This is a genomic window from Burkholderia sp. 9777_1386, assembly GCF_015712265.1.
In the GTDB taxonomy this organism is placed as follows: domain Bacteria; phylum Pseudomonadota; class Gammaproteobacteria; order Burkholderiales; family Burkholderiaceae; genus Burkholderia; species Burkholderia cenocepacia.
In genome coordinates, this window is sequence record NZ_JACCQB010000016.1 from 85,216 (window position 1) to 106,191 (window position 20,976).

General features: G+C 68.6%; 20 protein-coding genes. 16 read left to right on the forward strand and 4 right to left on the reverse strand.

Translation table 11 applies throughout. From position 1 onward, the window contains the following. Positions 1-44: 44 nt before the first annotated feature. Positions 45-1,409: a 2-hydroxycarboxylate transporter family protein gene (locus H0X91_RS14980; protein ID WP_006481998.1), complete on the reverse strand. Its 1,365-nt coding sequence runs from the start codon at positions 1,407-1,409 to the stop codon at positions 45-47. A gap of 434 nt (positions 1,410-1,843) precedes the next feature. On the opposite strand from H0X91_RS14980, the gene H0X91_RS14985 reads away from it, so the two are divergent. The 11 genes from H0X91_RS14985 (at position 1,844) to H0X91_RS15035 (ending at position 12,910) form a co-directional block, all read left to right on the forward strand. Continuing rightward, positions 1,844-2,674: a MetQ/NlpA family ABC transporter substrate-binding protein gene (locus H0X91_RS14985; RefSeq protein ID WP_048985325.1), complete on the forward strand. Its 831-nt coding sequence runs from the start codon at positions 1,844-1,846 to the stop codon at positions 2,672-2,674. A 10-nt stretch (positions 2,675-2,684) separates the two neighbouring features. Continuing rightward, complete coding sequence (locus H0X91_RS14990; RefSeq protein WP_006493142.1) at positions 2,685-4,097, forward strand: LLM class flavin-dependent oxidoreductase; 1,413 nt, start codon at positions 2,685-2,687, stop codon at positions 4,095-4,097. Between the two features lie 18 nt (positions 4,098-4,115). Further along, positions 4,116-5,297 (forward strand): methionine ABC transporter ATP-binding protein, encoded by a 1,182-nt coding sequence (locus H0X91_RS14995; RefSeq protein WP_060264046.1) that lies wholly within the window; start codon positions 4,116-4,118, stop codon positions 5,295-5,297. Continuing rightward, on the forward strand, positions 5,290-5,946 hold the full coding sequence (locus tag H0X91_RS15000) for a methionine ABC transporter permease (RefSeq protein WP_006491339.1): 657 nt from the start codon (positions 5,290-5,292) through the stop codon (positions 5,944-5,946). The genes H0X91_RS14995 and H0X91_RS15000 overlap by 8 nt, the downstream gene beginning before the upstream one ends. Positions 5,947-5,997: 51 nt before the next feature. Next, positions 5,998-6,840: a hypothetical protein gene (locus H0X91_RS15005; RefSeq protein WP_060264044.1), complete on the forward strand. Its 843-nt coding sequence runs from the start codon at positions 5,998-6,000 to the stop codon at positions 6,838-6,840. Further along, the gene (locus H0X91_RS15010) at positions 6,837-8,048 is read left to right on the forward strand and encodes an acyl-CoA dehydrogenase family protein (protein ID WP_058902336.1); all 1,212 of its coding nucleotides are present in this window, start codon (positions 6,837-6,839) and stop codon (positions 8,046-8,048) included. Before H0X91_RS15005 ends, H0X91_RS15010 begins: the two co-directional genes overlap by 4 nt. A 166-nt stretch (positions 8,049-8,214) precedes the next feature. Beyond that, positions 8,215-9,423, forward strand: a complete 1,209-nt coding sequence (gene zigA, locus H0X91_RS15015; protein WP_171984089.1) for a zinc metallochaperone GTPase ZigA — start codon at positions 8,215-8,217, stop codon at positions 9,421-9,423. A 60-nt stretch (positions 9,424-9,483) separates the two neighbouring features. Continuing rightward, positions 9,484-10,404, forward strand: a complete 921-nt coding sequence (gene folE2, locus H0X91_RS15020; protein WP_006491344.1) for a GTP cyclohydrolase FolE2 — start codon at positions 9,484-9,486, stop codon at positions 10,402-10,404. Continuing rightward, on the forward strand, positions 10,398-10,976 hold the full coding sequence (locus H0X91_RS15025; RefSeq protein ID WP_058902335.1) for a 6-pyruvoyl trahydropterin synthase family protein: 579 nt from the start codon (positions 10,398-10,400) through the stop codon (positions 10,974-10,976). Before folE2 ends, H0X91_RS15025 begins: the two co-directional genes overlap by 7 nt. Then, positions 10,976-11,536: a gamma carbonic anhydrase family protein gene (locus tag H0X91_RS15030; RefSeq protein ID WP_006491343.1), complete on the forward strand. Its 561-nt coding sequence runs from the start codon at positions 10,976-10,978 to the stop codon at positions 11,534-11,536. The genes H0X91_RS15025 and H0X91_RS15030 overlap by 1 nt, the downstream gene beginning before the upstream one ends. A 3-nt stretch (positions 11,537-11,539) precedes the next feature. After that, complete coding sequence (locus tag H0X91_RS15035) at positions 11,540-12,910, forward strand: dihydroorotase (RefSeq protein WP_196433116.1); 1,371 nt, start codon at positions 11,540-11,542, stop codon at positions 12,908-12,910. On the opposite strand, the gene H0X91_RS15040 is transcribed toward H0X91_RS15035, so the two are convergent. After that, on the reverse strand, positions 12,907-13,371 hold the full coding sequence (locus H0X91_RS15040) for an Lrp/AsnC family transcriptional regulator (RefSeq protein WP_006494255.1): 465 nt from the start codon (positions 13,369-13,371) through the stop codon (positions 12,907-12,909). The genes H0X91_RS15035 and H0X91_RS15040 overlap by 4 nt on opposite strands. 168 nt (positions 13,372-13,539) lie before the next feature. Between H0X91_RS15040 and H0X91_RS15045 the strand changes: the two genes are divergently transcribed. Beyond that, a complete protein-coding gene (locus tag H0X91_RS15045; protein ID WP_034203259.1) occupies positions 13,540-14,166 on the forward strand; it encodes a LysE family translocator in 627 nt (208 codons plus the stop codon). 32 nt (positions 14,167-14,198) lie between these two features. Here the strand turns inward: H0X91_RS15045 and H0X91_RS15050 are convergent, their stop codons facing one another. Further along, a complete protein-coding gene (locus tag H0X91_RS15050) occupies positions 14,199-15,047 on the reverse strand; it encodes a helix-turn-helix domain-containing protein (protein WP_006494257.1) in 849 nt (282 codons plus the stop codon). A 196-nt stretch (positions 15,048-15,243) separates the two neighbouring features. Here H0X91_RS15050 and H0X91_RS15055 point away from each other — a divergent pair, with 196 nt between their 5' ends. Both H0X91_RS15055 and H0X91_RS15060 read left to right on the forward strand, forming a co-directional pair. After that, complete coding sequence (locus H0X91_RS15055) at positions 15,244-16,197, forward strand: DUF2167 domain-containing protein (protein WP_006491337.1); 954 nt, start codon at positions 15,244-15,246, stop codon at positions 16,195-16,197. Then, entirely contained in the window at positions 16,194-16,919 is a 726-nt protein-coding gene (locus tag H0X91_RS15060; protein WP_006494258.1) for a site-2 protease family protein, read from the forward strand. The genes H0X91_RS15055 and H0X91_RS15060 overlap by 4 nt, the downstream gene beginning before the upstream one ends. Before the next feature lie 66 nt (positions 16,920-16,985). Here the strand turns inward: H0X91_RS15060 and H0X91_RS15065 are convergent, their stop codons facing one another. Beyond that, positions 16,986-18,362 carry an MFS transporter gene (locus tag H0X91_RS15065; protein WP_006494259.1) on the reverse strand — a complete coding sequence of 459 codons (1,377 nt, stop codon included), beginning with the start codon at positions 18,360-18,362 and terminating at the stop codon, positions 16,986-16,988. A gap of 247 nt (positions 18,363-18,609) precedes the next feature. Between H0X91_RS15065 and H0X91_RS15070 the strand changes: the two genes are divergently transcribed. Next, positions 18,610-20,187, forward strand: coding sequence for an aldehyde dehydrogenase (NADP(+)) (locus H0X91_RS15070; RefSeq protein WP_196433117.1), 1,578 nt, complete (start codon positions 18,610-18,612; stop codon positions 20,185-20,187). 191 nt (positions 20,188-20,378) lie between these two features. Then, positions 20,379-20,933: a hypothetical protein gene (locus H0X91_RS15075; RefSeq protein ID WP_034203261.1), complete on the forward strand. Its 555-nt coding sequence runs from the start codon at positions 20,379-20,381 to the stop codon at positions 20,931-20,933. Positions 20,934-20,976: the final 43 nt, after the last annotated feature.

Here is a 20,976-nt window from a genome sequence, read left to right on the forward strand (position 1 = left end):
GGCGCGTGCGAGGCAGCCGGCGCGACGGGGCGCGCGGCCGCGCGTTATCCGAAGTGCGCGACCAGGATCAGCGTCACCGTGACGACGATCGCGCCGCCGATGCGGGTGGCGATCTGCGCGAACGGCATCAGCTGCATCCGGTTCGCGGCGGTCAGGATCGCGACGTCGCCGGTGCCGCCTTGCCCGCTGTGGCAGGCGTTCACGATTGCGGTGTCGATAGGGTACATCTTCAGCAGGCGGCCGACCACGAAACCGGTGCCCATCAACGTCGCGACGGTCGACACGATCGTGACCACGTTGACGAGCGTGAACGCGGCGGTCAGCTTGTCCCACGGCGTCATCGCGACGCCGATCGCAAACAGCAGCGGATACGTGACGGCGGTCGAGAAGAACTTGTAGACGACGAACGCGCCTTCCTGCAGCGGCGGCGACACCGCACGCGCGAGCTTCACCAGCACCGCGAGGAACAGCATCGCGACCGGCGCGGGCAGGCCGAACAGCTTGTGCGCCATCAGGCCGACGAGGTACAGCGTGATCGCGGTGATGCCGGCGCCCGCGATGTGCGTGACGTCGACGTGGCCGCGGATCTCTTCGCTTTCCGGCGTCATGTCGCCGCTTTCGCCGACCTGCAGGCGGCCGTTGCCGGTGAGGTGCGGCAGGCGCTTGCCGAGCATGTCGAGCGCGCCCGACAGGATGATCGCGGTCAGGCTGCCGAGCATCACCGGCGGCAGCACCATCGCGAACATCTCGCCCTGCGGCAGGTGCATCAGTTCCGAATAGCCGATCGACAGCGGAATCGCGCCTTCGCCGACGCCGCCCGCCATGATCGGTACGACGATGTACAGCAGCGTGTGGCGCGCGCCGAGGCCGAGCGCGGTGCCGACCGCCGTGCCGACGATCGCCGCCGCGACCGACCCGGCCGCGAGCGGAATGAAGATCTTCACGAAGCCCTGGATCAGCACGCGGCGGTCCATGCTCAGGATGCTGCCGACGATGATCGACGCGATGAACAGGTACAGGAAGTTGGTCGACTTCGTGAACTCGACGGTGAGGTTCAGCACCGGCTTCGGCAGCACGTGGTAGTACGTGAGCGCCGACGGCACGAAGGTCGCGAAGATCGCGGCCGCGCCGATGTTGCGCAAGAGCGGCAGGCGCTTGCCGAGTTCGGCGCAGGTGAAGCCGAAGAACGCGAGGACGGCGATCGCCATCGAGATTTCGCCGGGCACCTTGCCCGTGACCGCGAAGCCGACGATCAGCCCGAACAGGATCACGTAGACCGGCAGCGGGATGATGCCGATGCGGATTTCCATCAGCTTCCACCAGCCTTCCGGCCAGAAGCGTTCGCGCGTGGCGGGACCGGCCGCGGCAAGCGGCTCCGGATGGGACGGGGTTTGGATAGAGGTCTGCAAGACGTGTCTCCTGATGTTTGGAATGCCTGCATCGCTTCGCGGCATCGTGTGCCGTCTATTACGCAACCCCCGTGCCAGCATGACGGCCCACCGGAATATTTTTAATGCATTGATTCATAAGGGATTTGTTTCGTCTGCGGAAAGGGTTTTCCGGGCAAGCTGGCCGAGATTTCGGAATCGGCGCGGCGCTCAGGCCGAGATTTCGGCCTGGCGGCGGCCGGGGCGCGCGGCCAGGCCCGCCGCCCGCCGTACCGCCGGCCATATCGCCGCGCGCGATTTTCTTCGCACAATCGCTTCGTAGACCGCCTTCCCGCCGCTCTCTATCATCGGCTGATCCTTTTCCGATGCGATGACGACTGTCCGGAGAACGCCCGCGCGTTCGCCGCGGCGTCGCTCATCCGTCGATACCGTCTTTGGACAGGAGAGTGGTTTCCATGCTGCATCCCGTTTTTTCCGCCCGCTTTTCCGCCGGCCGCCTGGCCCGCCTGGTGACGACCGCGCTGCTCGGCGTCGTGCTGCTGAACGGCGCGCGCGCCGACACCGCGCCGCTGAAGGTCGGAATCTCGACCAGCCCGCAGATCGAGGCGCTGAAGATCGCCGCGAAGGAGGCGAAGGAGCAGGGGCTCGACGTGAAGATCGTCGAATTCACCGACTGGAATACGCCGAACGCGGCGCTCGCGAACAAGGACATCGACGTCAACTACTTCCAGCACATCCCGTTTCTCGAGAACGCGAAGAAGCAGGGCGGCTACAACTTCATCTCGATCGCGCCCGGCACGATCATGAAGATCGGTCTCTATTCGAAGAAGGTGAAAAGCTTCGCCGAGCTGAAGGACGGCGCGCGCGTCGCGATCGCGAACGATCCGGTCAACGGCGGGCGCGGGCTGTTGCTGCTGCAGCGCGCGGGGCTCATCACGCTGAAGCCGGGCGCCGACTACCGCGCGACCACGCACGACATCGTCGCCAACCCGAAGCACCTGAAGATCATCCCGCTCGAAGCGTCGCAGCTCGCGCGTTCGCTCGACGACGTCGATCTCGCGCAGGGTTACCCGAGCTTCATCAAGCTCGCCGGCACGACCGACCCGAACAGCGCGCTGCTGTTCGACGGCACCGAGAACAAGAACTTCGCGATCCAGTGGGTCGTGCGGCCCGAGAGCGCGAACGATCCGCGCATCCGCAAGTTCATCGCGATCTACCAGCACTCGCCGGCGGTGCGCCGTGCGCTCGACAACGCGTTCGGCTCGCTGTACGCGATCGCGTGGTGACGGAGGCGGCATGACGACGGCGAACCGCAAGAAGATCCTGCTCAACGCGTTCAACATGAACTGCGTCGGGCACATCAACCACGGGCTGTGGACGCATCCGCGCGACCGCTCCGCGCATTACACCGATCTCGACTACTGGGCCGATCTCGCGAGGACGCTGGAGCGCGGCAAGTTCGACGGGATCTTTCTCGCGGACATCGTCGGCGTGTACGACGTGTTCGGCGGCGGGCCCGACGCCGCGCTGCGCGAATCGGTGCAGGTGCCCGTCAACGATCCGCTCTTGCTCGTGCCGGCGATGGCGCAGGTCACGCGGCATCTCGGCTTCGGCGTGACCGCGAACCTCACCTACGAGCCGCCGTACCTGTTCGCGCGCCGCATGTCGACGCTCGATCATCTGACGAAAGGGCGCGTGGGCTGGAACATCGTCACCGGCTACCTCGACAGCGCCGCGCGCGGGATGGGCCTCGCGCAGCAGATCGGCCACGACGACCGCTACGAGCGCGCCGACGACTACATGGACGTCGTCTACAAGCTGTGGGAACAGAGCTGGGACGACGATGCGGTGATCCGCGACGCGCAGGCGCGCGTGTTCGCGCAGCCGGGCAAGGTGCGGCGCGTGAAGCACGACGGGCCGTTCTATTCGGTCGATGCGATTCACCTGAGCGAACCGTCGCTGCAGCGCACGCCGGTGCTGTACCAGGCCGGCTCGTCCGCGCGCGGCGTCGAGTTCGCGGGGCGCCACGCGGAATGCGTGTTCGTGAACGGGCAGAGCAAGGCGGCCGCACGCGCGGCGGCGCTCGACATCCGCGCGGCCGCCGCGCGGCAGGGGCGCGACCCGGCGTCGATCAGGATCTTTGCCGGCGTGAGCGTCGTGACGGCCGAGACCGAATTGCTCGCCCGCGAGAAATTCGACGAGTACCGGCGCTACGCGAGCCCGGAAGCCGGCCTCGCGCATTTCGCGAGCTCGACCGGCATCGACTTCTCGAAGTACGGCCTCGACGAGCCGATCTCGTACGTGAAGACCGATTCGATCCAGTCGGCCGTCGACGCGATCTCGAAGAAGAGCACGACCGGCACGTGGACCGTGCGCCGCATGCTCGAACAGATGTCGCTCGGCGGCCGCTATGCGCCGATCGTCGGCTCGCCGTCGCAGGTCGCGGACGAGCTGCAGTCGTGGATCGACGAGACCGGCATCGACGGCTTCAACCTGACGCGCACCGTGATGCCCGAGTCGTTCGAGGATTTCGTCGACTGGGTCGTGCCCGAGCTGCAGAACCGCGGCGTCTACAAGGAAGACTACGATCCCGCGCCGACGCTGCGCGAGAAGCTGTTCGGCGCGGGGCCGCGCCTGCCCGCGTGGCATACCGGTGCGCAGCACCGGCCGGCGGCCGCAGCCGAACCCGCGCACCCCGCGCATGCCTGAACGTGACGGAGCGAAGCGATGACGCAATTGTTCGATACGCTGGGTTTCATCGAGGCATCGGCCGTGCGCGCCGGTGCCGGTGCCGATGCAGCGGCACATGAGGAAGCCGTGACGCCGGCCGGCGGCGCGGCCGTGTCGCTGGAACAGGTCGGCAAGGTATTCGCGACGCCGCGCGGCCACGCCGCCGCGCTGCGCGACGTGACGCTCGACGTGCGGCGCGGCGAGGTGTTCGGGATCATCGGCCGCAGCGGCGCGGGCAAGTCGACGTTGCTGCGCCTCCTGAACGGCCTCGAGCGGCCGAGTTCGGGCCGCGTGCGCGTGCAGGGCGTCGACGTCGGCGCGCTCGACGAGGATGGCCTCGTCGCGTTGCGTCGTCGCACCGGCATGGTGTTCCAGCATTTCAACCTGCTGTCCGCGAAGACGGTGTTCGAGAACGTCGCGCTGCCGCTGAAGATCGCCGGCGTGCCGAAGGCCGAGCGCGTGCGCAAGGTCGAGGCGCTGCTCGACCTCGTCGGGCTCGCCGCGAAGCGCGACGCGTATCCGGCGAGCCTGTCGGGCGGGCAGAAGCAGCGGGTCGGCATCGCGCGGGCGCTCGTGCACGATCCCGAAGTGCTGCTGTGCGACGAAGCGACGTCGGCGCTCGATCCGGAGACCACGCAATCGATCCTCGCGCTGCTGGCCGACATCAACCGTCGTCTCGGGCTGACGATCGTGCTGATCACGCACGAGATGGAGGTGATCCGCGCGGTGTGCGACACCGTCGCGGTGATCGAACAGGGCGAAGTCGTCGAAACCGGCCCGGTGTGGCGCGTGTTCGGCGATCCGCGCCACGGCGCAACGCGCGCGCTGCTGAGCACGCTGCAGCACGACTTGCCGGCCGAGCTGGCCGCGCGCGTGCGGCCGCTGCCCGAACAGGCCGCGCTGCCCGACGGCGCACAGATCGTGCTCGACGTCCGCTATACGGGCGAGAGCGGCGGCGAGCCGGATGTCGGTGCGCTCGCGGCGGCGCTCGGCGGCTCCGTGCGGTTCCTGCACGGCGGCATCGAACGCATCCAGGGGCACGCGCAGGGGCGGCTCGTGATCGCCGCGACGCCGCGGGCGGACGACGCCGGCCCGGCGGCGCGCGGCGGTGCGGTCGCCGCGCTGCTCGAACGTGCGCGCCGCCATGCGAATCACGCGGAGGTGCTCGGCTATGTTTGACCTCTGGTGGCCCGAACTGCTCGACGCGATCCGCGACACGCTGTCGATGGTCGCCGCATCGGCCGCGATCGCGGCGCTGATCGGCATTCCGCTCGCGGTGATCCTCGTGACCACCGCGCCCGGCGGCATCTATGCGCGGCGCGGCGTGAACGCGGTGCTCGGCGCGCTCGTCAACGTGTTCCGCTCGACGCCGTTCATCATCCTGCTGGTCGCGCTGCTGCCGTTCACGCGCGTGCTGATCGGCACGACGATCGGCGTGTGGGCGGCCGTCGTGCCGCTGTCGATCGCCGCGATCCCGTTCTTCGCGCGAATCGCCGAAGTGAGCCTGCGCGAAGTCGATCGCGGGCTGATCGAGGCCGCGCTCGCGATGGGCGCGAAGCGCCGCCACATCGTGTGGCACGTGCTGCTGCCCGAAGCGTTGCCCGGCATGCTCGGCGGCTTCACGATCACCGTCGTCGCGCTGATCGGCTCGACCGCGATGGCGGGCGCCGTCGGCGCGGGCGGGCTCGGCGATCTCGCGATCCGCTACGGCTATCAACGTTTCGACACCACCGTCATGGCGACCGTGATCGTGATCCTGATCGCGCTCGTCTCGGCCGTGCAAATCACGGGCGACCGCCTGGTCCGACGCGTGACCAGGCGCACCTGAGCGACGCCACGAGCGTCCGCTCGCTTCATTCCTGATCCTGAGAGAAAAATCATGACCTTGCCCATCGGCGCGCCGCGCGAATGGAACGGACAATTCGAGGAAGCGCTGTTTCTGGAGGTGGCGCGACGCCATCGTCCGGACTTCCCCGACAAGCTGGCGACCCCGCCGCGCGAGCCGCGCGACGGCGACGAGCTGGCCGCCGTCGCCGACTACTACACGAAGATGGCGTCGCACGACCTGTTCATCGTGCAGGTCGTCGCGAAGGCGATCGACACGCTGTTCCGCGACGATCCGCATTTCCAGTTGATCCTGTCGCGCCAGTTGGGCGACGACGGCGCGCACGCGGTGATCGGCCGCGAACGCGTGACCGCGCTCACCGGGCGCGATCCGCTGCCGGAAGTCGACCGGCTGGTCGCCGCGCACTGGGCACGCGTCGGCGACATCGCGGTGCGCGACGTCGCGGGCTTTCTCGCGTTCGAATGGCATTACGAGCTGCACATCCTCGCGAAGCTGTGGATCCAGCGCAAGACCGGCCGCATCGGCGACAGTGCGATGCGCGAGCACGGCGAGAACCGGATCCGGCCGGACGAGGAGTGGCACCGCGTGCAGATCGTCCAGTGGTGGTTCGACACGCTGCAGGCGCTGCCGGTCGCCGAGCGCGACGCACTGATCGATCGCGTGATCGCGGCCGACGAGGAAACCCAGGCGCGGCTCGACGGCTATTTGCACGACGAGTACGCGCATACCGCACTGGTGTTCGGCGCGGATATCGCCGAATATCGTGCGATCTACGACGACTGGCGGCGCGAGATCCTGTCGCGGCTGACCGGCCGCCAGCTCGGCGCGCTCGTCCCGCTGTCGGGCGAAACCGTTGAACAGGAAGCTGTCGCATGAACGATCCCCGCGGCCCGGCGACGCTGGCGCCGGATACCGATGCACCGGCCGTCGACCGCGCTGCGCTGGCGCGCGCGATCGACGCGTTGCGCGTGAGCGCCGCCGAGCGCGACCGCGCGGGCGGTCACGCCGCGCAGGAGAAGCAATGGCTCGCCGACGCGGGTTTGCTGACGCTCGCGGTTCCGCGCGCGTTCGGCGGCCAGGAGGCGGCGTGGCCCGCGATCTACGACGTGATCCGGCAGGTCGCGCGGGTCGACAGCGCGCTCGCGCATCTCGTCGGGTTCCAGTGCCTGCAGGTGGTGAGCGTCGACGTGTGGGGCAACGCCGCGCAGCGCGAGCGCTACCTGCGCGGCACGGTCGACGGGCGCTGGTGGTGGGGTAACGCGGTCAATCCGCTCGACACGCGGCTCGTGGCCACGGCCACGCCCGACGGCGGCTACCGGCTCGACGGCGTGAAGGGCTTCTGTTCCGGCACGCGCGGCTCGCAGCGGATGACGGTATCCGCGCACGATCCGGCCATCGGCCGCACCGTGTTCGGCGTGGTGCCGACCGATCGGGCCGGGATCACCGTCAACGAAGACTGGGATCCGGTCGGCCAGCGCCAGACCGACAGCGGCAGCGTGCGCTTCGACGGCGTGACGCTCGCGGCCGACGAGGTGCTGCATCGGTCGGAAGCGCCGCCGACGCCGCGCGCGACGCTGCGCACGCTCGTGTCGCAGCTCGTGCTGACGAACCTGTTCGTCGGTCTCGCGGAGGGTGCGCTGGGCGAGGCGCGCGACTACGTGCGGCAGCATGGCCGCCCGTGGATTCACTCGGACGTCGAGCGGGCCGAGGACGATCCGTACACGCTGCAGCGCCTCGGCGACATGCGCGTGCGTGCGGTCGCCGCGGCGGCGCTGGCCGATCGCGCGGCCCACGCGTTGCAGCACGCGTGGGCGCGGCAGGATGCGCTGACGGCCGACGAACGCGCCGAAGTCGCACTCGCGGTGTCGGAAGCGAAGATCGTCGCGCAGCGCGCGGCGCTCGACAACGGCGAGGCGCTGTTCGACGCATGCGGCGCGCGCGCGACGGCCGCGTCGCTCGGCCTCGACCGCTTCTGGCGGAACGCCCGCACGCATACGCTCCATGATCCGCTCGACTACCGGCTGCGCGACGTGGGCCGGTTCGCGCTGACCGACGCATTGCCGCCGGCGTCGCTCTATACGTAATACGCAGCGGGGCGCTGCCGGCACGGCCCCGCGTACCGCGGCCTTCGTGCCGCCCTCGCTGTCGCCGCATCGATGAGCCGGGCTGCTGGACGCCTGGAATGATATGTTATATCGTAGCGATACAATATATCATTTCATCCTCAACGTCCTGTTCCGGAATCGCCCGATGAGCCCCGCCCTTCACCCGTCCACGCGGCTTCCCGTGACCGTCCTGTCCGGCTTTCTCGGCGCCGGCAAGACGACGCTGCTCAACCACATCCTCAACAATCGCGAGGGCCGGCGCGTCGCGGTCATCGTCAACGACATGTCGGAGGTCAACATCGACGCCGCGCTCGTGCGCGACGGCGGCGCGGGGCTGTCGCGCACCGACGAGAAGCTGGTCGAGATGAGCAACGGCTGCATTTGCTGCACGCTGCGCGAGGATCTGCTGATCGAGGTCGACCGGCTCGCGCGCGAAGGGCGCTTCGATCAGCTCGTGATCGAATCGACCGGCATCTCGGAGCCGCTGCCGGTGGCCGAGACGTTCACGTTCGAAGGCGAGGACGGCCGCAGCCTCGGCGAAGTCGCGCGGCTCGACACGATGGTGACGGTGGTCGACGCGTTCAATTTCCTGCGCGATTACGCGTCGCGCGACAGCCTGCAAGCGCGCGGCGAATCGATGGGCGACGAGGACGCGCGCACGGTCGTCGATCTGCTGATCGACCAGATCGAGTTCTGCGACGTGCTCGTGATCAACAAGATCGACCTGATCGACGGCAGCGCACGCGAGCGGCTGGTCGCGCTGCTGCGCGGGCTGAACCCGCGTGCGCGGATCGAGATCGCCGAATTCGGCAAGGTGCCGCTCGAACGTGTGCTCGACACCGGCCTGTTCGACTTCGACGCGGCGTCGCGCGCGCCGGGCTGGCTGCAGGAACTGCGCGGCACGCACACGCCGGAGACCGACGAGTACGGGATCCGCAGTTTCGTCTATCGCGCGCGGCGGCCGTTCCATCCGCAGCGCTTCTTCGATCTCGTCGAGAGCGAATGGCCGGGCGTCGTCCGCTCGAAGGGGTTCTTCTGGCTGGCCACGCATCCGGCCGTCGCCGGTTCGTGGTCGCAGGCGGGCGCGGTCGCGCGGCACGGGCCGGCCGGCCACTGGTGGGCGGCCGTGCCGCCCGAGCGTTGGCCGCAGGACCCGGAAGCCGTCGCGCAGATCCGCGCGCGCTGGGACGAGCATGTCGGCGACGCCCGGCAGGAACTCGTGCTGATCGGCATGGACATGGACGAGCCGGCGTTGCGCGCGCGCTTCGACGCGTGTCTGCTGACCGACGCCGAGATGGCGACCGGCCCCGAACACTGGACCACGTGGAACAACCCGTTTCGCGACTGGCCCTGACCTGAACGCGCGCTTCCTGCATCGATCCGGATGGAGAAGGCGCTCCACCGGATGTCAAGCATGAACGCAGCGCTTCCCGATATTTCCCTGACCGATGCCGCGCCGGGGCACCGCCCGCTGGAATGGGTCGGCATGCAGGGCATCGACCTGCCCGTCGTCGTGGCGGAGCCCGGCTGCCGGCGCGACGTGCATGCGCGTGCCGACGTGCAGGTCGATCTGCCTGCGCCGCAGGTGAAAGGCATTCACATGTCGCGGCTGTACTGGCTGCTCGACTGGCTGGCCGACGGCGAAGCGCTGTCGCCGGCCGGCCTGCAGCGCGTGCTGCGCGCGATGGTCGACAGCCACCGCGACTGCGATACGCGCAGCGCACGCGTGCGGCTGCACTTCGACCTGCTGGCCCGCCGCACGGCGCTCGTGACCGACGGGCTGAGCGGCTGGAAGGCCTATCCGGTGCGGGTCGACGCGACGCTGGCCGGCGACGCATTCGCGTTGCGCGCGCAGGTGACGGTCGTCTATTCGTCGACGTGCCCGTGTTCGGCCGCGCTGTCGCGGCACTGGATCGAACAGGCGTTCCTGACGGCGTTCGGCCGCGAGGATCGCGTGGACCCGGCAGCGGTCGCCGCATGGCTGAAACAGCATGCGACGGCCGCCACGCCGCACAGCCAGCGCAGCGAAGCCGTCGTCAGCGTGGCGCTGCCCGCCGATGGCGCGACGCTGGGGCTGATCGGCCTGATCGATCGCGTCGAGCAGGCGCTCGGCACGCCGGTGCAGACGGCCGTCAAGCGTGCGGACGAGCAGGCGTTCGCGGTGCTGAACGGCGGCAACCTGATGTTCGTCGAGGATGCCGCGCGCCGCGTGCAGGCCGCGCTGGAAGGCCATCATGCGGGCCCGCGCGTGCGCGTGCGCCATCTCGAAAGCCTGCATCCGCACGATGCGGTGGCATGGGCCGCTCCGCTGCGCGAGGGGGCCGACGCATGCTGATCCGCAAGCTGTTCCGCTTCGAGAATGCGCACGTCGTGCGCGGCTGCAGCACGCGGCGCTGCTCGCATTCGATCCATGGTCATTCGTACCGTGTCGAGTTGCTGCTCGAAGCGCATGCGCTGGACCACGGGCAGATGATCTACGACTTCGGGCTGCTCAAGGGCGACGTGCGCGACCTGATCGACGCGTTCGACCATGCGGTGACGCTGTGGTCGGACGACGATCCGCGCTATGTCGAAAGCATGCGTCGGCATTCGGAGCGCTGGGTGCTGCTGCCGGTGTCGCCGAGCGCCGAGCAGTTCTCGCGCGTGCTGTTCCGGCTCGTCGATGCCGCGCTGTCGGGCACGCCGATGTCGAACGGCGAAGCCGACGTGCGACTGCATTCGGTGATCGTTCACGAGACCGAGACCGGCTACGCGCAGTGCTTCCGCGACGACGCATTCAACCCGCGCATGGGCCGCATCGATCTCGACGCGATCGTGTTCGCGCCGGCCATCGTCGCGCAGTGGCGCGATCCGGGCCTGTTCGAGCGGATCAAGCGCAGTCATGTCCTTTCCAGGCAGGAATCCTGATGATCCGAAAGAACCCGCGCGGCGATCTGCCGACGATTCATCCGAACGCGTTCGTCGATCCGACCGCCATTTTGTGCGGGCACGTGATCGTCGAGGAGAACGTGTTCATCGGCCCGTACGCGGTGATCCGTGCCGACGAAACGGATGCCGACGGCCAGATCGCGCCGATCGTGATCGGCGCGCATTCGAACATCCAGGACGGCGTCGTGATCCACTCGAAATCGGGTGCGAGCGTGACGATCGGCCGGCACACGTCGATCGCGCATCGCGCGATCGTCCACGGGCCGTGCAAGGTCGGCGACGGCGTGTTCGTCGGCTTCAACAGCGTGCTGTTCAACTGCACGATCGACGACGGCTGCGTGGTGCGCTACAACGCGGTCGTCGACGGCTGCCACCTGCCGCCGGGCTTCTACGTGCGCTCGACCGAACGCATCGGGCCGGAAACCGACCTCGCCGCGTTGCCGCAGGTGACGGCCGACGCGAGCGATTTCTCCGAGGACGTCGCGCGCACGAACAATGCGCTGGTGCTCGGTTACAAGCACATCCAGAACGAGTTCTGACGCATGGACGCGCGGCTGCGACAGGAAGCGGGCGACCGATCGAAGCTGCGGCACGCCGATCTGCTGGTGCACGGCGGCACGGTGATGACGCCCGGCGGCGCCGAGCGGATCGACGTCGCGTGCGCGGATGGCCGCGTCGTCGCGCTGGGCGCGCTGCACGGCGCGTGGAGCGCCGACGTGCTGCTCGATGCGCGCGGCTTGCACGTGTTGCCGGGCGTGGTCGACAGCCAGGTGCATTTCCGCGAACCGGGGCTCACGCACAAGGAGACCCTCGAGGCCGGCATGCGCGGCGCGGTGCTCGGCGGCGTCACGACGATCTTCGAGATGCCCAATACGCATCCGCTGACGCTGGACGAGCAGGATCTGGGCGCCAAGCTCGATCTCGCGCGCGGCCGTGCGTGGTGCAACTACGCGTTCTACATCGGCGGCTCGGCCGTGAATGCCGAACGGCTGCCGGTGCTCGAACGGTTGCCCGGCTGCGCGGGGGTGAAGGTCTTCATGGGCAGTTCGTTCGGCGATCTGCTGGCCGACGACGAAACCGTGCTGCGCCGGATCCTGCGCAACGGCCGGCGGCGCATGGCCGTGCATGCGGAGGACGAGGCGCGGCTGCGCGAGCGCAAGGCGATCGCGGAAGCGAGCGGCGACGTGCGCGACCATCCGCGCTGGCGCGACGCGGAAAGCGCGCTGATCGCGACGCGGCGCATCGTCGGGCTGGCCGCGCAAGCGGGCCGCCGGCTGCATGTGCTGCACGTGTCCACGGCGGACGAAATGGCGCTGCTCGCACGGCACCGGCGGCGCGTGACGGTCGAAGCCACGCCGCATCACCTGAGCCTGCATGCACCGGATTGCTACGAGCGACTCGGCACGTTCGCGCAGATGAATCCGCCCGTGCGCGAACGGCATCATCGGGATGCGCTGTGGCAGGCGGTTCGCGACGGCGTGGTCGACGTGATCGGCAGCGATCACGCGCCGCATACGCGCGACGAAAAGCGCCGCCCGTATCCGCAGTCGCCGAGCGGGATGACCGGCGTGCAGACGCTGCTGCCGTTGATGCTCGATCACGTGCAGGCCGGCCGCCTGAGCCTCGAACGGCTGGTCGACCTGACGAGCGCCGGGCCGGCGCGCGTTTTCGGCATCGAAGGGAAGGGGCGCATCGCGGCCGGCTACGACGCGGATTTCAGCATCGTCGACCTGCGCGCGCGGCGGATCATTCGCGACGCATGGATCGCGAGCGTGAGCGGGTGGACGCCGTACGACGGCTGTGCGGTCACGGGGTGGCCCGTGCATACGGTCGTGCGCGGGCAGGTCGTCGTGCGGGACGAGGCGCTGAACGGGCAGCCGGCGGGGGAGGCCGTGACGTTTCTCGACACCTAGATCGGCAACCGCACCGTCTGCTTGATGCGCTTCAGCGGGATTTCGGTTTCGACGTTGCGCACGCCTTCGATCTGCGTGAGCGTTTCCATCTGAAAGCGCTGATAGTCGTCGAGATCCTTCGCGATCACGCGCAGCAGATAGTCGTAGCTGCCGGCCATCAGGTGGCACTCGAGCACTTCGGGCGCCTGCTCCATCTCGCGTGCGAAGCGTTCGACCGTCGTCTTGTCCTGGCGCTCCAGCGTGACGCGCACGAATGCCGTGAAGCGCAGCTCGACGGCTGCCGGGTTCAGCAACGCAACGTAGGCGTCGATCACGCCCTGTTCCTCGAGCAGGTGAACGCGGCGCAGGCACGGCGTGGGCGACAGTCCCGCCTGTTGCGCGATGTCGGCGTTCGTCTGGTTCGAATTCTGCTGCAACGCACGCAGAATGCGTCGGTCGATTGCATCCAGTTTGATTGGCATGTTTGGCTACCCAAAACCTCAAGATTGGAGAATAACTCCAAATCAACAGCCGGAAGTAGCCGGTTTTGCAACCAATCTCCACGGGAAATTGCCGATAATCTGACGACTGCCCGGCCTCCGGAGCGCGCGATCCCCGCGCGCCGCGGCGCCGCTTTCAGGAGTTTCCCGATGCCGCACGTCGCCTGGTTGCCGTTCATGGCCACATCCCTTCTGATCATTCTGACGCCCGGCCAGGACATGGTCCTCGTGATGTCGCGCACGCTGTCCGGCGGCACGCGCGCGGGCCTCGTGACCGCCGCGGGTGTCAGCGTCGGGCTGCTCGTGCATACGATGCTCGCGACGCTCGGGCTGGGCGCCCTTCTTCAGGCCTCCGAATGGCTGTTCACGGCGCTTAAGATGGTGGGCGCGCTGTACCTGCTGTACCTCGGCATCACGCTGTTGCGCTCGACGGGCGAATTGACGCTCGCGGGCCACGGCAATGCGCCGGCATCGCGGCTGCGGACGTTCGCGCAAGGCGCGCTGTCCAATGTATCCAATCCGAAGGTCGCGCTTTTCTATCTGGCGTTCCTGCCGCAATTCGTGCCGGCCGGCGTCCCCCATCCGATGCTGTCGCTGTTCGTGCTGGGTGCGACGTTTGCCGGGCTGACGTTTCTCGTCAAGGGGCCGGTCGCGTTGTTCGCCGGCCTGCTGTCGGCATCGATCCGCCGCAACCCGCGCATCCTGACGCGCATGCATCGCGTCAGCGGGGTAGTCTTGCTCGCGCTGGGCGTGAAGCTGGCGCTCGAACGCCGCTGAGCGCACGGCCGCGGCGCCGGCGCGCCTGCCGGCTACTCCGCCGGCAACGCGTCCGCCAGCGCCCGCATCGCCTCCGCCGTTTCCGGATTCGCCGGAAAGAACGCCTCGATCGCGAGTTCCGACAGCGTCACGTCGACCGGCGTGCCGAATACCGTCGTCGTACTGAAGAACGTCAGCTCGCCGCTCGCCGTGCGCAGCCGCAGCGGCACGGCGATTTCCGCGAAATCGGTGCGCGTGTGCGAATCGTCGGGCTGCCCGGCCGGCGCCGGATACGCGGCGAGCTCGTCGCGCAGCGCATGCAGCGTGCGGTCGCCGCTCGCATCGATCTGCCGCTGCAGCCGGTGCAGGATGTGCGCGCGCCATTCGTGCCAGTTGGCGATCTGCGACGCGAGACCGTCCGGATGCAGGCTCAGTCGCAACACGTTGACGGGCGGCTGCAGCAGCGCCGGATCGGCCTGCGCGACCAGCGCGCCGAGCATCCGGTTCGCGGCGAGCAGCGTCCAGTGGCGGTCCACCGCGAGCGCCGGATAAGGCTCGTGCCCGCGCAGCACGGCTTCGACCGCATGACGCGCGGCATCCAGTTGCGGGTCCGAAAACGGCCGTTCGCGAAACAGCGGCGCGAAGCCGGCCGCGACGAGCAGCGCGTTGCGTTCGCGCAGCGGCACGTCGAGGCGCTCGGCGAGATGCAGCACCATCTCGCGGCTCGGCTGCGCGCGGCCCGATTCGACGAAGCTCAGGTGGCGCGCGGAGACTTCCGCATCGAGCGCGAGCGCCATCTGGCTCAGGCGTCGGCGTTGCCGCCACGTGCGCAGCAGCGGGCCGATGCCGGACGCGCGGCCGGCGGACGGGGAGGGCGAATGGAGCGTGGCGGTCGAGTTCATGGAGCGAATGATAGGCAATCTCGCGCCGCTTCGGCATTACCTGCGAGGTAAGCGCCGCGTGCCGCCGCGGTCGCGCGCAGTCGCTGCGTTACCATAGCCCCCGTGCCACCTGAGAGGCGGCGCCGGACCCGCGACCACAACGCATGGGCCGGACGCCGCGCATATCGACAACAAGGCATTCCAGGGGAATCCAACAATGAAAAAACTTGCCGTCCGGCTCGCCTGCGTGGCGACGCTCGCACTCGCCGCGACCAGCGGCCACGCGCAGACCGAAGCCGCGCAGGTGGAAATGAGGGCCGCCGCCGCGGCCGCCAACGAAGCGGTCGTGAAAGGCCCGACCGACATCGACGTGAAACACGAAGCCGTGCTGAAGCTGAAGGCCGGCGAATCGTTCGTGCCGGCCGCCGAAGCCGGCCGCTACCTGCGCTCGATGGGCAACGCGATCGACGAAGCGAAACTGGTCGGCCTCGTGCTGCCCGACGATCCGGACGCCGACTGGATCTCGGTCGTGTCGTTCGAGCCGAGCGGCTACATCCGCGACGACGACGCGAAGGACTGGAAGCCCGACGAACTGCTGAAAAGCCTGCAGGCCGGCACCGAGGAAAACAACCCGGCGCGCAAGGCGCGCGGCCTGCCCGAAACCGAGGTGGTCGGCTGGGCGAAGGCGCCCGCGTACGACGCGGCCACGCACCGGCTCGTGTGGTCGGCGATCATCCGCGACAAGGGCGCGGCGCCGAATGCCGCGAACGACGGCGTGAACTACCGGACGCTCGTGCTCGGCCGCGACGGCTACCTGTCGCTGACGATGGCGTCGACGCTCGCCGACCTGCCGAAGTACAAGGCGTCGGCCGACGAACTGCTGTCGAACATCCGTTTCAACGACGGCAAGCGCTATGCCGACTTCAACCAGTCGACCGACCACGTCGCCGAGTACGGGCTCGCGGCGCTGATCGTCGGCGTCGGCGCGAAGAAGCTCGGCCTGCTCGCGCTGATCGGCGCATTCGCGGTGAAGTTCTTCAAGATCGGCGCGGTCGCGCTGCTGGCCGGCGGCGCGGCGCTCAAGCGTTTCTTCGGGCGCAAGCCGAAGGCGGCCGCGGCCCCGGCCATCGCGGATGCATCCGACGCCGCCGCCACGGAGCGCAACGAATGACGAAGCTGTTGCTGCTGATCTTCGGCGGCCTGAAGCTCGGCAAGGTGCTCGTATCGGCGGGCACGATGCTCGCGTCGATCGCGGTCTACGCGCTGTTCTACGGCTGGCGCTTCGCGGCCGGTTTCGTCGCGTTGCTGCTGGTGCACGAAGCCGGCCACTACGTCGCCGCGCAGCGGCGCGGGCTCGACGTCGGGCTGCCGACCTTCATCCCGTTCGTCGGCGCGTGGATCCAGTTGAAGGACATGCCGCACGACGCGGAAACGGAGGCCTACGTCGGCCTCGCCGGGCCGTTCGTCGGCACCCTCGGCGCGCTGGCCTGCTACGCGGCCGCGCGCCACACCGACAGCAACCTGCTGCTCGCGCTGTCGTACACGGGTTTCTTCCTCAATCTGTTCAACATGATTCCGCTGTCGCCGTTCGACGGCGGGCGGATCACCGCGGTGCTGTCGCCGCGCATCTGGTTCGCCGGCGTGCCGGTGCTGATCGCGCTGTTCGTGTATCGGCCGAGCCCGCTGCTGATCGTGATGGCGATCCTCGCGCTGCCGCAACTGAAGCGCGCGTGGCGCTACGATCCCGACGCGCCGGAGAACCGCATGTACTACGCGACGTCGATCGAGACGAAGACGACCTACGCGCTTTGCTACGTCGGTCTGCTCGCGTTCCTCGCGTTGATGACGTCCGGCGTGCACGACATGCTGCGCGCCGTGCACGCGTCGACCTGACGTCGCTCCGATGTAAAAAAACGGCGGCCGCGCATGAAGCGGCCGCCGTTTTTCAAAGGTCGAACCTCACGCGTCGCGATGACGCAGTTCGACGCGCTTGATCTCCTTCACGATCACGAGATAGCTGAACACGGTGACGAGCGCGTTCAGTCCGACGAACACGAGCGCGCCGTTGAACGAGCCGCTCGCGCCGACGAGGTAGCCGATCGCGATCGGCGCGACGATGCCCGCCGTGTTGCCGAACATGTTGAACAGGCTGCCCGACAGGCCGATCGCTTCCTTCGGCGCGGTATCCGCGACGACGGCCCAGCCGAGCGAGCCGATCCCCTTGCCGAAGAACGACACGGCCATCAGCATGATGACCAGCGCTTCGCTGTCGACGTAGTTGCAGCCGATGATGACCATCGACAGCAGCATCCCGCCGACGATCGGGATCTTGCGCGCGAGCGTCAGCGAAACGCCGCGGCGGATCAGCGCGTCCGACAGCATCCCGCCGAGCACGCCGCCGAGGAACCCGCAGATCGCCGGCAGCGACGTCATGAAGCCGGCCTTCAGCAGCGACATCCCGCGCGCCTGCACGAGGTAGATCGGAAACCACGTGAGGAAGAAGTACGTGAGCACGTTCACGCAGTACTGGCCGACGTACACGCCGATCAGCATCCGGTTCGACAGCAGCTGGCGCACGTAGTACCAGCCCGCCACGCGGCTGCCTTCGGACGCGCCGCCGCTACCGCGCGTGGTGGACCGCACGAGGCCGCCGCCCTGCTCGATATGGTCGAGCTCCGCCCGGTTCACGGCCGGATGGTCGGCCGGGTCCTTCACGACGCGCAGCCACAGGAATGCGAGCGCGATGCCGGCCAGGCCGAGCCACAGGTACACCTGATGCCAGCCGTACGCATGCGTGAGCCAGGCCATCAGCGGCGAGAACACCACGGCCGCGAAGTACTGCGCGGCGTTGAAGATCGCCGATGCGGTGCCGCGCTCGGCCGTCGGGAACCAGCTCGCGACGACCTTCGCGTTCGCCGGAAACGCCGGCGCCTCCGCGATGCCGACCGCGAAGCGCATCGCGAACAGCGCGGCGACCGCGAACGCGGCGCTGCCGCCGAGGCCGATCGTGCTCTGCAGCAGCGTGAACGCCGACCACAGGAAGATGCTCGCCGCATACACGCGCCGCGCGCCGAAGCGGTCGAGCAGCCAGCCGCTCGGCAGTTGCGCGAGCACGTACGCCCAGCTGAACGCCGAGAAGATGTAGCCCATCGTCACCGGATCGATGCCGAACGCCTTGCGGATCGGCGTGCCGGTAATCGACAGCGTCGCGCGGTCCGCATAGTTGAGCGTCGTGACGACGAACAGCATCGCCAGGATCCAGTAGCGCACGGCGGTCCGGCGCGCAGTGCGCGCGAGGTCGAGCGGAAGATCGCGCGGGGAGGGTTGATTGCTCACTTTGAATGTACGTCGTCGTATGACATAGGCGAAAGTTTATTGAGAATGCTCGAATCCAGAAACCTCGGGTTTTCCCTTTGAGGATCGTCGTCACAGTGTGGGAAAGTCGTGAGAGGCTGGCCGGGAAAGGCTTCCGCGTGTATCGTCGGCGCCTTTGCCTGCGGACAGGATACTGCGCGGATGTCGGCAGACATCGTATCTGTTGAGCTACAATAGGCAATCCATTCCCGAACCACGGAGCACACCCATGCAACTGACAGGAGAGATGCTGATCGGCGCCGAAGCGGTGGCCGGCTCGGCCGGAACCTTGTACGCGTTCGATCCGGCGAAGGGCGCACCGATCGAGGCGCCGGCGTTCGGCGTCGCGACGCAGGCCGACGTCGACCGCGCGTGCGAACTCGCACGCGACGCGTTCGATGCGTACCGCACGCAGCCGCTCGCGGCCCGGGCGGCGTTTCTCGAAGCGATCGCCGATGAAATCGTCGCGCTCGGCGACGCGCTGATCGAGTGCGCGCACGCCGAAACGGGCCTGCCCGTCGCGCGGCTGCAGGGCGAGCGCGGCCGTACCGTCGGCCAGCTCCGGCTGTTCGCGCGTGTCGTGCGCGACGGACGTTTCCTCGCCGCGTCGATCGATCCCGCGCAGCCGGCGCGCACGCCGCTGCCGCGTTCGGACCTGCGGCTGCAGAAAGTCGCGCTCGGGCCCGTCGTCGTGTTCGGCGCGAGCAATTTCCCGCTCGCGTTCTCGGTGGCGGGCGGCGATACCGCGTCGGCGCTCGCGGCCGGCTGCCCGGTGATCGTGAAGGCGCATGAAGCGCACCTCGGCACGTCCGAGCTGGTCGGCCGCGCGATCCGCGCCGCCGTCGCGAAAACCGGCATGCCGGCCGGCGTGTTCTCGCTGCTGGTCGGCCCCGGCCGCGTGATCGGCGCCGCGCTGGTCAGCCATCCGGCGATCCAGGCCGTCGGTTTCACCGGTTCGCGGCAGGGCGGGATGGCGCTCGTGCAGCTCGCGAACGCGCGCCCGCAGCCGATTCCCGTCTATGCGGAAATGAGCAGCATCAACCCTGTCGTGCTGTTCCCGGCCGCGCTGGCCGCGCGCGGCGACGCGATCGCGACGGGCTTCGTCGATTCGCTGACGCTCGGCGTCGGCCAGTTCTGTACCAATCCGGGCCTCGTGCTCGCGATCGACGGCCCCGATCTCGACCGCTTCGAGACGGTCGCCGCGCAGGCGCTCGCGAAGAAGCCGGCCGGCGTGATGCTCACGCGCGGCATCGCCGATGCGTACCGTCACGGTCGCGGCAAGCTGGCCGAACTGTCGGGCGTGCGCGAAATCGGCGCGGGCGAGGCGGCGCAGACCGACTGCCAGGCGGGCGGCGCGCTGTACGAAGTGGGCGCGCAGGCGTTCCTGGCCGAGCCGGCGTTCAGCCACGAAGTGTTCGGGCCGGCGTCGCTGATCGTGCGCTGCCGCGATCTCGACGAAGTCGCACGCGTGCTCGACGCGCTCGAAGGCCAGTTGACGGCCACGCTGCAGATGGATGCCGACGACAAGCCGCTCGCGCGCCGGCTGCTGCCGATCCTCGAGCGCAAGGCCGGGCGCCTGCTGGTCAACGGCTACCCGACCGGCGTCGAGGTGTGTGACGCGATGGTGCACGGCGGGCCGTTCCCCGCGACGTCGAACCCGGCCGTCACGTCGGTCGGTGCGACGGCGATCGAGCGTTTCCTGCGGCCGGTGTGCTATCAGGACTTCCCGGACGACCTGTTGCCGGAAGGGCTGCAGGAAGGCAACCCGCTCGGGATTCCGCGGCTGCGGGACGGCAAGGCGGAGTGACGGGCGGCGGCCCGGCGGCGAACGCCGGGCCGCTCGCCGGATGGGTAAAAACGGAGGCGGCCGGTGGCCGTCTCCGTTTTTTTCAGCGCGGCTTTCCTGTTGGCACCGTTTCTCCTACAGTAGCGAAGCCTCGGACCGTCAGGTCCGCGGGCGAGCCTGAGAGACGCACAAGACCAACAAGGAACCATCCAATGAATATCAGCAAGCGTGGCGACCACCTGTTCGCGGCCGGATTGTGGAAAGCGATCGGCGACGTCGCGAAATCGGTCCGTACCCAGATCGGCGAAACCAGCGAAGGGCGCGTGCTGGCCGACGCGCTGTTCGCGCTGCAGCGCGAGCTGGGCGGCAGCGAATTCGACGTGACGATCAACCAGGGGCGGCCCGTCGTGGGCCCCGATCCGCATTCGGTGATCTTCGGCAGGGCCGTCGAGCGCTTCAAGCAAGACATGGAGGCGGTGGTGTTCGCGCTGAAGCACCGCCGCAGCATCGACGGGCCGAACGGCGCGCAGCGCGCCGACGCGCTCACGCAGGCCAACACGCATCTCGCGACGGCGAAGCAGTACGCGATGTTTACCGTCGGGCGCTTCTTCGATGCAGTCGTCGATCGCGACGTGCTGGAGCAGATCGTGGGCGCCGAGTCGCCGGCGCGCGGCCGGCCGCTCGCGGCGCGCAAGGGGATCGACGAGACGCAGCGCACGCTCACCGGTGTGCGTCAGCGGATCATCGGCGCGATCGCGCAGATGTAATGCAATGGCCGCGCCGGCTCGTCGAGCCGCGCGGCCATTGCGT

What these genes read in the sequence shown, in the direction of transcription:
- H0X91_RS14985 (WP_048985325.1), top strand. Translation starts at nt 1,844, where the DNA reads ATGCTGCATCCCGTTTTTTCCGCCCGCTTTTCCGCCGGCCGCCTGGCC.
- H0X91_RS14990 (WP_006493142.1), top strand. Translation starts at nt 2,685, where the DNA reads ATGACGACGGCGAACCGCAAGAAGATCCTGCTCAACGCGTTCAACATG.
- H0X91_RS14995 (WP_060264046.1), top strand. Translation starts at nt 4,116, where the DNA reads ATGACGCAATTGTTCGATACGCTGGGTTTCATCGAGGCATCGGCCGTG.
- H0X91_RS15000 (WP_006491339.1), top strand. Translation starts at nt 5,290, where the DNA reads ATGTTTGACCTCTGGTGGCCCGAACTGCTCGACGCGATCCGCGACACG.
- H0X91_RS15005 (WP_060264044.1), top strand. Translation starts at nt 5,998, where the DNA reads ATGACCTTGCCCATCGGCGCGCCGCGCGAATGGAACGGACAATTCGAG.
- H0X91_RS15010 (WP_058902336.1), top strand. Translation starts at nt 6,837, where the DNA reads ATGAACGATCCCCGCGGCCCGGCGACGCTGGCGCCGGATACCGATGCA.
- zigA (WP_171984089.1), top strand. Translation starts at nt 8,215, where the DNA reads ATGAGCCCCGCCCTTCACCCGTCCACGCGGCTTCCCGTGACCGTCCTG.
- folE2 (WP_006491344.1), top strand. Translation starts at nt 9,484, where the DNA reads ATGAACGCAGCGCTTCCCGATATTTCCCTGACCGATGCCGCGCCGGGG.
- H0X91_RS15025 (WP_058902335.1), top strand. Translation starts at nt 10,398, where the DNA reads ATGCTGATCCGCAAGCTGTTCCGCTTCGAGAATGCGCACGTCGTGCGC.
- H0X91_RS15030 (WP_006491343.1), top strand. Translation starts at nt 10,976, where the DNA reads ATGATCCGAAAGAACCCGCGCGGCGATCTGCCGACGATTCATCCGAAC.
- H0X91_RS15035 (WP_196433116.1), top strand. Translation starts at nt 11,540, where the DNA reads ATGGACGCGCGGCTGCGACAGGAAGCGGGCGACCGATCGAAGCTGCGG.
- H0X91_RS15040 (WP_006494255.1), bottom strand. Translation starts at nt 13,371, where the DNA reads ATGCCAATCAAACTGGATGCAATCGACCGACGCATTCTGCGTGCGTTG.
- H0X91_RS15045 (WP_034203259.1), top strand. Translation starts at nt 13,540, where the DNA reads ATGCCGCACGTCGCCTGGTTGCCGTTCATGGCCACATCCCTTCTGATC.
- H0X91_RS15050 (WP_006494257.1), bottom strand. Translation starts at nt 15,047, where the DNA reads ATGAACTCGACCGCCACGCTCCATTCGCCCTCCCCGTCCGCCGGCCGC.
- H0X91_RS15055 (WP_006491337.1), top strand. Translation starts at nt 15,244, where the DNA reads ATGAAAAAACTTGCCGTCCGGCTCGCCTGCGTGGCGACGCTCGCACTC.
- H0X91_RS15060 (WP_006494258.1), top strand. Translation starts at nt 16,194, where the DNA reads ATGACGAAGCTGTTGCTGCTGATCTTCGGCGGCCTGAAGCTCGGCAAG.
- H0X91_RS15070 (WP_196433117.1), top strand. Translation starts at nt 18,610, where the DNA reads ATGCAACTGACAGGAGAGATGCTGATCGGCGCCGAAGCGGTGGCCGGC.
- H0X91_RS15075 (WP_034203261.1), top strand. Translation starts at nt 20,379, where the DNA reads ATGAATATCAGCAAGCGTGGCGACCACCTGTTCGCGGCCGGATTGTGG.